Consider the following 11,614-nt stretch of genomic DNA (forward strand, 5'->3'; position numbering starts at 1 on the left):
CCACTCCCCGCTGCCTCCCCGCTGCCTCCCCTCTCCCCGCTCCGCCTCCCGCGCCCCGCGTCTCCTCACCCGCTTCTCGCCGCGCTATCTCGTGCTACCTCGCCCCACTTCCCCTCGCCCCACTTCCCCTCGCACCGCCTCCCTTCGCCCATCTCTCCTCACGCCGCTTCCCTCGCCCACCCGCCTCGCCTCGCGTCTCCTTGCCCACCACACCCCGCCTCGCCTCCTCCCGAATGTCTCCCCGCGCTACCTCCCCTCACGCCACCCCCGCGATCCCCCTCGGCCGCCTCCCCTCCCACCTCGCCCGCGCGTCTCCGCCTTCTCCTACCGCGCTCTCTCCCCATTGCCACCCGAGCCTCCCCAGGAGGCGGCAATTGCCTCCGGCCAACCATGTGTTGCAGCTCACAAGTCGCGGTAGTTGTCGGATCGTCCGGCAATCGACGGAGCCGTTCGCGCGACAGAGGCGAGGAGTCGTCGCTTTTTGGCTGGTCAGACGCCTTATCGCATCCGCAGGCGCCGATGCGGGTAGTTGGACTACCACTGAACGTTGTTGTCGTGTCGTCGAAATCACCCATTTGGAGTGCCTATAGGCCTCCAATGGGGTGGACGCCCGCCACTCGAAGACGGGTCGCGGCAGGTCGGTGTTGATCACCACCAAGACAAGGATCGTCCTGGTTGGACTATCGATCACCCGTATGGATCAGCCCGTGTCCCCCGGTAGTTCACGCTGGTGTGGCGCCCAGTTCTTTCCCGACTCAAGTTGGTGTCCGGTTAGGCAAAATTCTGGTTCGCTGCGGGTTGCGTGGCCCTACCCTGAGGTAAGTTGCCGAAGGGCGCGAGCAACATTCGGGCCACGGTGCTATCGGGGAACGGGCGATCCTTGCCAAGATGCGAACGGCAGGTGACTCCGGTTCACGAAGCGTCGCGAACCGAGTGCGCTCCGCTGAACTGCTGACCCAGACGGGTGAACTGCGAGGGTTGTGCGATCGAAAGGGGTCCTCCAGCCGTCACAAAGGCAGGGACTCAGTCGTTTGCCGACTGGGAAGGGAGAGAAGGGGTAGCGACAATGCGCAACGACCACGTAACGCTCCGCTCAACAGCGGTCTTCGACCTACTGGCGCCGCGGACACCCGCGGTTCCCGTGAAGGTTGAACTGCGCTACGACACGCGCGATCCCTATGCCGTTGTCGCGGCCTTCCGCACCGGCCGGGCAGGGTGGGTCGAGTGGGTCTTCGCCCGCGACCTGCTCGCCGATGGGCTCATCGCAGAAGCCGGCAACGGCGACGTCAGGATCCGGCCCGCGGTCGATGACCCCGAGGTCGTCGTCATCGAGCTGAGCTCGCCGTCCGGGCACGCGGTGTTCGAGGCGTCAGCACAGGAACTCGCCGACTTCCTGGACCGCACGTACGACGTAGTGGTCCCGGGCAACGAGCACCTCTGGGTGGATGTCGACGAGGCTCTGACGCACCTCATCTCCACCGACCTGACATGACAGGGACCCCCCTGTGATCGTCGGTTCGGGCATCGGATAGAGTTTCGCTCACGCCAAGGGGACGCGGAATCCGTTCCACAGCCCCAGGTTTCGCGGACGTAGCGCAGCTGGTAGCGCATCACCTTGCCAAGGTGAGGGTCGCGGGTTCGAATCCCGTCGTCCGCTCGAGAAGGGGAATCCCATAACCCCCAACTCCACGCGGTAGCCACGGCGGCGTGGCCGAGTGGCTTAGGCAAGGGCCTGCAAAGCCCTGTACGCGGGTTCGATTCCCGCCGCCGCCTCGGGCGATTAGCTCAGTGGGAGAGCACTACCTTGACACGGTAGGGGTCACTGGTTCAATCCCAGTATCGCCCACCAGTTATATATGCTGGTCAGACGGCCTGTTGGTGATCATCACCGGCAGGTCGTTTCTGTGTTGTGGGAGCAATATGGGAGCAACTGATCTTGACCACACTTGCGTCCAGGTAGTGGTCACCCGCATCAGTGCTCCCATACTGCTCCCACCGCCGCTGCAATCCGTCGAGCATGGCGGCGATCATGGGCGGGGTGACGTGGGAGTAGATCCCGGACACACCCTTCTGCCGGTGCCCCATCCGGCGGTGCCGCAGCACGTCCGGCACGTGGTCCTCGATCAACCACGTGTTGTGTGTATGGCGCAGGTCATGAAAATGCAGACCGGGCGCGATCGGGTCCCAGCCGCGTTTGGTGTCACCAGCGACAGCAGGTAGCCAGACCCGTCGCCGGAAGTTCGCCCGCCGATGCCACCCGCCCTCGACCGCCGTGAACACATACCGGGCCCCGGGATGTGACTCTCGAAGGTCGGTGAGCAGTTCGACCAGGAACGGCGGCAGGTACACGGTGCGGACGCTGGCCTTGGTCTTCGGCGGCCCCAACGGCAAGATTCCACCGACCTCATGCAAGGCCCCATCCTTGGCGTCGATAGTCAGCTGGCCGCGGTCCAGGTCGACCCGGCTCCACTGCAGACCGGCGAGTTCACCCCACCGCATCCCACCGTACGCGGCCATGATCATCATCACACGGTCCATCAACCGCGCCCGCCCCGCCATCAACGACACCTGCCCCGGTGCCGCGATAGGCCGCTCATCCCCGCCACCGGTGTTGATCCGCAACCGACGACACGGATTCGCTCCGATCAACCCCTCATCGACCGCTTCGTTCATGATCGTCGAGAACAACGACACCACATCCAGCACGGTCGGCTCCGCCAGCGACCGACGCAGGCCCTTAACCCACGCCTTCACCGTCATCCGCCCGATCTCACCCAACTCGACCTCGCCGAACCGGGGCAGGATGTGATTGCGCAGATGCGAGTCGTACTTCGCCCACGTCCCCACACCCACATCCAGCAAGGTCACCTACCTATCCGACCTCACCTTCCGCGCTCGTGGCGCACTTGATACTGCAACGGCAGTTAGGTGAGTGGGTGGCCGCGTCGTTTGTAGTGGCTGAGTCGGGCTTGGTGTTGTCGTCGGCGGCGCCAGCGTGACCAGGCCCAGACGTGTTCGGCGGTGTCGACGATGCGCAGGACCAGTCTGGTCAGCAGGCGGCTTGACAGCCGCAGGGCAGGTTGTCCGGGGGTTCTACCCGCAGTGCTTTGGCGACCGGTACGTCGGTGGAGGAATGCAGCACGATCGACAGGGCGATCGTGACAGCGACCAGGTCGAAGACGTGATCTCCCGACGGAATGCCCGCCTGGACGGCGAGCAGCCCGTAGACGACCGACGCGAAGCCCTTCGGGCCGAACCAGGCCGCCACCGAACGTTCACGAGCGGGCAGCGTGGTGCGCAGGAGCGAGAGCAACATGGCGGCCGGGCGTACGAGCAGGATCGCGATCACCGCCACCGCCCAGTCTCCGAAGGTGAGATCGGAGATGCGTTCCGGGGTGATCAGCGCGCCGAAGACAAGAAGTGCGGCGAACTTCGTCGTCTCCGACAGCAGGTCGCCGAAGTGTTCGAAGCGTTCGGCGGACACGCGGTCGAGAGTGGCGATCATGGAACCGGCGGCGAACGCGGCCAGGTAGGGGTTGGCGTGGGTCAGATGGCACGCGGCGTAGAGGATCACCGCGGTGGCCAGCGGTCCCAGCGCCTGCAGACGTGGCTCGGCGGTGAGGATCCGCCACCGCCAGGCCAGGACGATCAGGGCGGGGATGACGATGCCCAGCGCGAGACCGGCGACCAGTTCGAGCGCGACCTCCCCGAGGTGGGTCTCGGAGTTGGTGGCGGTGGCGATGAAGATCAGCACGAACGGCAGCGCCAGGCCGTCGTTGAGTCCGGACTCGACGTTCAACAACCTGCGCAGCCGCAGCGGCACGTCCTCACGGCCGACGATGGCGGAGGCGAACACCGGGTCAGTGGGCGAGAGGATCGCGCCGATCAGGAACGCGGTCGACCAGTCCAGCCCGGCCAGGTAGTGCGCGGGCAGGGCAATGCCGACCATGGTGAGCGGCATCGCAAGGCCCAGCGCCCGTCCGGACAGCCGCCACCCGTCCCGCAACGCGGGCAGCCCGGCGCGTTGACCGTCGACGAACAGGACGGTGAACAGGGCGAGATCAGCGAGACCCGTGACGAACGGTCCGTCGGAGGGGATGTCGACCAGTCCGAAGCCGCCCTGGCCGATCAAGGCTCCGGCGAGCAGGAACATCAGGGCGGTGGAGAGCACGGTCCTGGCCGCGACCCCCGACAGGGACACGCTGACCAGCAGCACGACACCGAACGCCAACACGAGCGCCATCGACACACCTCAGTCGTCACTCAACGACCCACACGTCCTGTGTGAGTGTGCCGACCAGACTTCCCGGCGCTCCGTTGCGCAAAGATGCCGTACAGACCCTCGTTCGCGCAAACCGCTCGCCGCGAGCCCTCAGCCCGCCGGGGTGCTCGACGAGGCCGGAATCGTTGTCGTCGTGGCCGGACTGCCGAAGGGAGGTTCGGTCTCGGTCTCGAAGCTGGGTGTCGCGGTGGACGGTGGCTGGGTGCTCTCCTTGATGATCTGCGGTTCGTCCTGTGCGCTGACACCGCACGCCGACGCGGCCAGCACACAGACGACGACCGCCCACCGCCTCACCCGGCCACCTCCGGTAACTCCACGACGAAGCGGGCGCCCCCACCTGGCCGTTCCTCGACCCAGACCCGGCCATCGTGGTCGCGGACGTGCTGGGTGACCAGCGCCAGGCCCAGGCCGGCGCCGCTGTCCGACGCTTCCCTGCCGGACGGGGAGCCGCGGGCGAAGCGTTCGAACACGTGCTCCCGCGCGCCCTCCGGCACGCCAGGGCCCGCGTCGTCGACCTCGATGCGTGCCTGCCCGTCGCGGCTGAGGATACCGAGTCGCACGAGCCCGTTGCCGTGGTGCGTCGCGTTGTCGAGCAGGTTGACCACGACCCGTTCGAGCCTGCGCCGGTCGCCGGTGATCCACGGGTGCGCGGCCACGTCCAACACTCCGGGTGGGAGCGGCTGGTGGTGGACCGTGATGACACGGACGAGTTCCGCGAGATCGACCAGTTCATGTGTGGACCTGTCCTGGTCGGACCGGGAGATCTCGAGCAGGTCGTCGACCATCCGGCGGAACCGGCGCAGGTCGGTGTCGAGTAGTTCGACCGCCTTGCGCGAGCCGGTCGGGAGTTCGTCGCGGCGGCGGTACAGCACCGCCATGGCGTTGAGCATCGTGGTCAGTGGCGACCGCAGCTCGTGGCTCACGTCACCGGCGAACCGGGTGTCCCGCGCGACGCGCTGCTGCAGGCGTTCCGCGGTGTCGTTGAACGCCTCGGCGAGCGGCACGAGGTCCGGGTCCCCGGTCACGGGCAGCCGCACCCCCAGATCACCGCGCGCTGCCTCGGCGGCGGCCGCGGTCACCCGCCGCAACGGGCGCAGCGCGTTGGTGGCGGCCCACCGGCCGAGCAGCGCACCGGCCAGCGCGCTGACCATCGTGCCCGCGACGAGGAGCCAGCTCAGGAAGCGGAACGTACGGTCCAGCTCCCGCATCGGCGACACCTCGACGTAGGTCGCGGACTGGTCCGGCAGCGGCAGCCCGACGGCGAGTACCGGGACGCCGTCGAGCAACAACCGTTGGTGCGCGGCCTGACCGCCCCGCACGGTGTCCAGGAACACGGCAGGCAGCCTGCGGGGGTCAACGCGGTTGCCGCCGGAGGTCCAGTCGCCGCCGTCGACCAGCAGCACCGCGGACTCGACCTCGGCGCTCAGCCCGGTCATCAGCTCCGACAGCCCACCCGGGTCGCGGCGCAGTTGCGCTTCGACGAGCCGGGCGTTGCCGGTGGCCTGGGCGACCGCGCTGCGCTCACGCTGATCGACCATGTACCCCGTGGACAGGTGCCAGGTGGCGAGGGCGAGCCCGCCTGCCACCACGAAGGACACGAGGCTGAACCAGGCCATGACCCGGGTCCGCAGGGGCAGCCGGTTCAGGAGGTTCACCTGCCCGCACCACCGTCTGACGTGCCGATGCGGTAGCCGACACCCCGCACAGTGAGCACGTGGGTCGGGTTCCCTGGGTCGGGTTCGATCTTGCGCCGCAGGCGGAGGACGTGCACGTCGAGCAGCCGGGTGTCGCCGAAGTACCCGTACTCCCACACCCGTTCGAGCAGCTGCTCCCGGGTCACCACCGCACCGCGTGCCGCGGCCAGGGTGCACAGCAGCCGGAACTCCGTCTTCGTCAAAGGAAGCTCGTCGGCACCGCGCAGTACGCGCCCCTCACCGACGCGCACGACCAGGTCGCCCAGCTCGAGCACAGCGGGCTCGCCGGCCCCGGCTCTGACCCGGCGCAACAGCGCGCGGATCCGTGCACTCAGCTCACCAGCGTCGACAGGTTTCGTCACGTAGTCGTCCGCCCCGGCCTCCAGCCCGGCGATGACCTCGTGCGCCCCGGTACGCGCGGTCACCATGATGACAGGCAGGTCACTGCGTTCCCGGATGCGCTCGCACACCACGAGCCCGTCCATGCCCGGCAGCATCAGGTCGAGCAGCACCACGTCCGGCTCGGAACGGTCCGAGGTCAACAGGGCAAGTGCCTGTTCGCCGGTGGCGGCCTCGACCACCCGGTACCCCTCGTCCGTCAGCGCGAGGCGGAGCGCCTCGCGAATGCGGGCGTCGTCCTCCACGAGCAGCAGGGTCGCGCCGGTCGTCATGGTCGTCATCTCCGCGTCACACCTCGTGGTTCATCGACCGCGATTCTCGTCGCTCACGCCCGACCGGGCCAGAGTTGGGGCGGTGGTTGCGGTGGCGCATTGATGGCCTCGATGCGCATACCCACTCCGATCTCACCCCACACCGTCTTTCCCCGGGCCCGCCATTCCACCGACCAGTGTGATGTGAGACCGTCCACAAGCGACAACCCGGAGCCCGCGACCCAGTCCGCACCGTCATCGACGCCGGAGTCGTCGACGAAGACCTGCAGGAAGCGGTGCGAGTCGTCCAGGGACAGCCGCAACACGCACGACAGCCCGCCGTGCCGGTGCGCGTTGGACACCAGTTCCTCCACGACGAGCTCCGTACGCAGGCGAGGTACCAGGGGCACACCGTCCAGCGCGAAGGCAACCCATACCCGGACAAGGTCATCCGCTGAGCCAACGCCAGAGGGAATGATCAGCACTGCCTGGTCGCCTGCGGCAGGTGCGGTCACACCGGCTCCCGAACCACGTCCACGTACCGGTCGACACCGATACAGGTGACCAGCGACCGGACGGCGTCGGACGGTCCGGCGAACACGACCGTCTGTTCGCGCACCGCGTCCGAGAATCGCTGCTTCCCCGACCACACACCGGCGAGTCCACTGAGCGTGCACACCAACCGCACGTCGGGCAGCCAGGCAGGTGCGGTGTCCTGGACAACAGCATCGGTCGGCGCCAACAGGAGCCACCACCGGCCCGCCGACGGAGCGTCGGTGATCTTGACCTCCACCGTGAGCGGCCGGTCCGGCAACCGGTCGGCCATCTGCACGCAGATGTCCCGCAGGAGCAGGTCGGCATTGAGGTCCGCCAGCGCGGGCGGAGCCAGCCAGTGCTGACCCCACCGGCCGAGCTCGTCAACCACGGGCCCGATCGCCCGTCCCGCCTCGGTCAGACGGTACTTCTTCTCGCCACGCCCCGGCACTTCCTCGACCAGGCCGTGTCCGACGAGCGTGCGCAACCGCCGCGTGAGGAGACTCACCGACATCCCCGGCACACCCGCCGCGATGTCGGACCGCCGCTCGCCCCCGCGCAGCAGCTCCCGCAACACGAGCACCGTCCAGGGTTCGGCCAGCACCTCAGCGGCACGTGCCACCGGGCAGTGCTGTGCGTAGCGGTACATGCCTTCCCTCCCACCTACCGCCGTCACGACCCGGCACATCCCATGCTGTTGCTCAGCGGTGTCTGCTGCTGGAACACCAGCCACCAGCGCCCGTCCGGCATCCGGTACACGCTCGTGCACAACGCGCGATAGCTCGCGGTGTCCTCCGCACGGCGCGCGGTCGCGCGGTAGGTCAGCAACGCCGCGTTCCTGTCGAGCCACACCGCCCGCGCGTCCTCGATCTCGAAGTCACGCCACGGCACGCTGCCCATCCACGACTCCAGCGCTTCCGCCCGCGCCAGCACCATGCCCGGCAGCACCATCACCATGTCGTGGCTCAGCACGTGCTCGTAGTACTCCGCCGCGTCCTGTTCGGACGTCAGCGCGGACCACGCCCGTTCTTCGATGGCCACCAGTTCCTCTGTCACCACGGCGGTCACACCTCCCTGGCCGTGCGCACGGCGTCAGCGATATCGGTGAGGGTGGCCGACGGCGGGCAGCTCAGGAGCATGACGTCACGCAGGGCTGCCTGTACGTCGAACCGGCCACGGAGCCGCTCCGCGCGGTCACGGGTGGTGACGCCGAGGGGAGCCCCCCGCGCCACCATGTCGAGAATGTCCATTACCGGAGCCGCGGGGAGCACGATCCTCATGTCGACGGGTACCGGGTCCGCCGCGTGCACCGTCATGGCGAGCAGCGCGTTGGCGGAGTCGAGGACCGACCACACCGCTTCCACGGCGACGACCAGCGGTTCGTCCGCGTGCCCGCGCCGGTCGAGCAGGTCGAACAACGGCTGGCGGGACGTCCCGGTCGGCTCGGTGACGACCATGACGAAAAGCGGCCAGGCAGCCGACGACTCGACCTCGCCGCGTGGCTGGAGCAGGAGCACTTCCGTGGCCACCGCAGTCGGGCAGACCCGGTTGCCGCGCACTGACGTGCGGTCGGGTGACAGGTTCGGCTGCTGCGCGGTTCTCACACAGTCGATTGTCCTTGCCGTACCGCGGTTCGGACGGCCATGCGTCCAGTTGTCAGGCAACCGCAAGGGCACGCCTTGCAGCCACCTTACGATCCGCGTCCCACAGCCCCTCCGTCGCGAACACCGCACGCCATCGATACCGGCGACGTGGCAAGGCTGCCTACCGTCGGGGAAGAGTGATCGTCGCGGGAGGTGGGACATGATGGATGGTCCGGCATCGGTGCTCGACACGCTGGGCGCCCCGGCCTGTGGACCTACCGCATCTGGTGGCACTCCGTCGCCAACGTCGTCGGCTCGGTGATCTTCGGGATCGCGGTGTACCACCTCTGGCGCGAAACGCCGCCTGATCTCGGCCACCTGTGCCGGTTCGTTTCGCCGGGTTCGTCAGCGTTTGCACGTCGCTGCGTAGTCCAGTTGCCGCACTCCGGGTCGCTGGGTTTGCCTCGTGACGATCTTTACGGCATCTTGGGGAGCGGTGTGCCGGGAAGTCTGGTCGGCGTCCCGTTCCCGGCCGGGGACGGGGGATCGCCGACCCCCGAGGTTCTCATGCGGAGCGCAACCACCGACACGCGCGGGTTCGGTCGGTTGGTCGTAGCCTTCGGTCATGCATGCCAAGGAGATGGCCGAGGACTTTCCGGTGATCGGGGTCGAGTCCGATGCCTGGGAAGCCGTGACCCAGCTGGCCGAGCACCGGCTGCCCGGTCTGGTCGTGATGGGAGACGACGGGCGCCCGGAAGCGGTGCTGCCCGCGTCACAGGTGGTGCGGATCCTCGTCCCCAGCTACGTGCAGGACGATCCGTCGCTCGCCGGTGTGCTGTCGGAGTCGATGGCGGACCGCGTGGCGGACAAGCTCCGCGGCAAGAAGGTGCGGCAACTTCTCCCGGCGGACGCGCCCGAGCTCGCGGTGGTGAACGACGACGACACGATCGTCGAGGTGGCCGCCGTGATGGCGCGACTGCGCTGCCCGCTGGCCGCGGTGATGGACGGCGACACACTCGTCGGGGTGATCACCGCCTCCCGGCTGCTGGAGCTGGCGCTCGGTCCGAAGTAGACCGGTGGCGGGCATGAGCACCGGTATCGCCATCGCCGTCTTCGTGGTGGCCTACCTCCTGATCGCCACCGAGCGGATCCCCAAGACCGCCGCCGCACTCGCCGGTGCCGGTCTGATCCTGGCGCTGGGGGTGGTCGGTTCCGAGGACGCCTTCTACTCCCACGACACCGGCATCGACTGGGACGTCATCTTCCTGCTGCTCGGCATGATGATCATCGTCGGGATCCTGCGCCGCACCGGCGTCTTCGAGTACACCGCGATCTGGGCCACCAAGCGCGCCAAGGGGTCCCCGCTGCGGGTGATGGTCCTGCTCGTGCTGATCACCGCGGTGGCCTCCGCGTTCCTTGACAACGTCACCACAGTGCTCCTGATCGCACCGGTCACCCTGCTGGTCTGCGACCGGCTCGACATCAGCCCGGTGCCGTTCCTCATCGCCGAAGTACTCGCCTCCAACATCGGCGGCGCGGCCACGCTGATCGGCGACCCACCGAACATCATCATCGGCAGCCGCGCCGGACTGGACTTCAACGACTTCCTCGTCCACATGACACCGATCATCGCGATCCTGCTGGTCGTGTTCACGCTCATCCTGCCGTGGCTGTTCCGCGGTTCGTTCAGCGTCGACCCCGACCGGGCGGCCGACGTGATGGAACTGAACGAACGAGAAGCGATCCGGGACACCGGCCTGCTGATCAAGTGCGGCGTCGTCCTGCTCGCGGTGTTCGCCGCGTTCGTCACCCACTCGGTGCACCACATCGAACCGTCCATCGTCGCCTTGCTCGGCGCCGGAGCGCTCGTTCTCCTCTCCGGCTCGCAGCCCCGGGACTACCTGGCCAGCGTGGAATGGGAGACCCTGCTCTTCTTCGCCGGCCTGTTCATCATGGTGGGCGCGCTGGTCAAGACCGGTGTCATCGGCACCCTCGCACAGGCCGCGACCGATGCCACCGGCGGCAACGCGCTGCTCGCGGTGATGCTGGTCCTCGTGGTGTCCGCGCTGTTGTCCGGCATCATCGACAACATCCCGTACGTGGCGACGATGAGCCCCCTGGTGCTGGAACTGTCCAACAGCATCCCCAACCCCACCCACGCCGAAGCGCTGTGGTGGGCCCTCGCCCTCGGCGCGGACCTCGGCGGCAACATGACGGCCGTGGGCGCCAGCGCCAACGTCGTCGTGCTCGGCATCGCCAAACGCGCCGAGCACCCCATCTCCTTCTGGGACTTCACCCGCAAAGGCGCCATCGTCACCGTCATCACCATCACACTCGCGGCGCCCTACCTCTGGTTGCGCTACTTCGTCCTCGCCTGAGGACCTTGCGATCGCCTTACCACTACGCCACGACGCGCACAGGGTTCCGACGATGGGGTAGACAGAGGTCCGATCACCTCACCAGCGGCGGCGGGCGCCAGGAAGCCGAGCATGACCGAGCACCCCGGCGACTACGCGCTCCTCAGCGACCTCCACACCATCGCACTCGTGAACAGCTCCGGCGGTCTCGACTGGCTGTGCGTACCTCGGTTCGACTCCATGCCGTGTTTCGCCGCGCTCACGAGTGGTGACCGGGGCGGTAGCTGGACGGTTGGCCCCGAAAGGGGAGGCCGGGTGACCCGGCGCCGCTACCGGCCGGGCACGTTGGTCCTCGAGTCCGAGACAACCTGCCGTCCGGTGAGGTTGCCTAAGAGGCTCCGGCAGTAGATCACTTGAGTTGATCTTGGGTGACCCGGACGAGGGCAGGCACGGGCGTAGGTGATCATGAAGTTTCTGACGCTACGTGATCACCGAGGTGCCCGTGCCTGCCGTG

13 protein-coding genes, 3 tRNA genes and 1 pseudogene are annotated in these 11,614 nt (G+C 67.9%); 8 read left to right on the plus strand and 9 right to left on the minus strand.

Annotation, left to right across the window (positions count from 1 at the left end):
- Window positions 1–1,066 precede the first annotated feature (1,066 nt).
- From WBA97_RS12245 to WBA97_RS12260, 4 genes are all read left to right on the plus strand, one after another.
- Entirely contained in the window at window positions 1,067–1,492 is a 426-nt protein-coding gene (locus tag WBA97_RS12245) for an SsgA family sporulation/cell division regulator (RefSeq protein ID WP_075123646.1), read from the plus strand.
- A gap of 92 nt (window positions 1,493–1,584) precedes the next feature.
- Window positions 1,585–1,657: transfer RNA gene (locus WBA97_RS12250), tRNA-Gly, on the plus strand.
- A gap of 44 nt (window positions 1,658–1,701) precedes the next feature.
- Window positions 1,702–1,773: transfer RNA gene (locus WBA97_RS12255), tRNA-Cys, on the plus strand.
- A gap of 1 nt (window position 1,774) precedes the next feature.
- A tRNA-Val gene (locus WBA97_RS12260) sits at window positions 1,775–1,849 on the plus strand.
- 14 nt (window positions 1,850–1,863) lie between these two features.
- On the opposite strand, the gene WBA97_RS12265 is transcribed toward WBA97_RS12260, so the two are convergent.
- The 9 genes from WBA97_RS12265 to WBA97_RS12305 all read right to left on the minus strand — a co-directional run bounded on the left by WBA97_RS12265 (window position 1,864) and on the right by WBA97_RS12305 (window position 8,764).
- Window positions 1,864–2,868: a tyrosine-type recombinase/integrase gene (locus WBA97_RS12265; RefSeq protein WP_424230884.1), complete on the minus strand. Its 1,005-nt coding sequence runs from the start codon at window positions 2,866–2,868 to the stop codon at window positions 1,864–1,866.
- A gap of 181 nt (window positions 2,869–3,049) precedes the next feature.
- Window positions 3,050–4,243 (minus strand): cation:proton antiporter, encoded by a 1,194-nt coding sequence (locus WBA97_RS12270; protein WP_424230885.1) that lies wholly within the window; start codon window positions 4,241–4,243, stop codon window positions 3,050–3,052.
- A gap of 129 nt (window positions 4,244–4,372) precedes the next feature.
- A complete protein-coding gene (locus tag WBA97_RS12275) occupies window positions 4,373–4,576 on the minus strand; it encodes a hypothetical protein (protein ID WP_424230886.1) in 204 nt (67 codons plus the stop codon).
- Window positions 4,573–5,937, minus strand: a complete 1,365-nt coding sequence (locus WBA97_RS12280; protein WP_424230887.1) for a HAMP domain-containing sensor histidine kinase — start codon at window positions 5,935–5,937, stop codon at window positions 4,573–4,575. The genes WBA97_RS12275 and WBA97_RS12280 overlap by 4 nt, the downstream gene beginning before the upstream one ends.
- The gene (locus WBA97_RS12285) at window positions 5,934–6,656 is read right to left on the minus strand and encodes a response regulator transcription factor (protein WP_424230888.1); all 723 of its coding nucleotides are present in this window, start codon (window positions 6,654–6,656) and stop codon (window positions 5,934–5,936) included. Before WBA97_RS12285 ends, WBA97_RS12280 begins: the two co-directional genes overlap by 4 nt.
- Window positions 6,657–6,700: 44 nt before the next feature.
- On the minus strand, window positions 6,701–7,141 hold the full coding sequence (locus tag WBA97_RS12290) for an ATP-binding protein (RefSeq protein ID WP_424230889.1): 441 nt from the start codon (window positions 7,139–7,141) through the stop codon (window positions 6,701–6,703).
- Window positions 7,138–7,809 (minus strand): winged helix-turn-helix transcriptional regulator, encoded by a 672-nt coding sequence (locus WBA97_RS12295; RefSeq protein WP_424230890.1) that lies wholly within the window; start codon window positions 7,807–7,809, stop codon window positions 7,138–7,140. The genes WBA97_RS12290 and WBA97_RS12295 overlap by 4 nt, the downstream gene beginning before the upstream one ends.
- A gap of 23 nt (window positions 7,810–7,832) precedes the next feature.
- A complete protein-coding gene (locus WBA97_RS12300; RefSeq protein ID WP_424230891.1) occupies window positions 7,833–8,228 on the minus strand; it encodes a nuclear transport factor 2 family protein in 396 nt (131 codons plus the stop codon).
- A complete protein-coding gene (locus WBA97_RS12305) occupies window positions 8,225–8,764 on the minus strand; it encodes a hypothetical protein (protein WP_424230892.1) in 540 nt (179 codons plus the stop codon). Before WBA97_RS12305 ends, WBA97_RS12300 begins: the two co-directional genes overlap by 4 nt.
- Before the next feature lie 192 nt (window positions 8,765–8,956).
- Here WBA97_RS12305 and WBA97_RS12310 point away from each other — a divergent pair.
- From WBA97_RS12310 to WBA97_RS12325, 4 genes and pseudogenes are all read left to right on the plus strand, one after another.
- Window positions 8,957–9,091 (plus strand): annotated as a pseudogene (locus WBA97_RS12310) (DUF6008 family protein); the annotation flags it as partial.
- A 277-nt stretch (window positions 9,092–9,368) separates the two neighbouring features.
- On the plus strand, window positions 9,369–9,815 hold the full coding sequence (locus WBA97_RS12315; RefSeq protein ID WP_424230893.1) for a CBS domain-containing protein: 447 nt from the start codon (window positions 9,369–9,371) through the stop codon (window positions 9,813–9,815).
- A 13-nt stretch (window positions 9,816–9,828) separates the two neighbouring features.
- The gene (locus WBA97_RS12320; protein ID WP_424230894.1) at window positions 9,829–11,121 is read left to right on the plus strand and encodes an SLC13 family permease; all 1,293 of its coding nucleotides are present in this window, start codon (window positions 9,829–9,831) and stop codon (window positions 11,119–11,121) included.
- Between the two features lie 111 nt (window positions 11,122–11,232).
- Window positions 11,233–11,508, plus strand: a complete 276-nt coding sequence (locus WBA97_RS12325) for a trehalase-like domain-containing protein (RefSeq protein WP_424230895.1) — start codon at window positions 11,233–11,235, stop codon at window positions 11,506–11,508.
- Window positions 11,509–11,614: the final 106 nt, after the last annotated feature.

This window comes from Actinophytocola sp., assembly GCF_049647105.1.
In the GTDB taxonomy this organism is placed as follows: Bacteria; Actinomycetota; Actinomycetes; order Mycobacteriales; family Pseudonocardiaceae; genus Actinophytocola.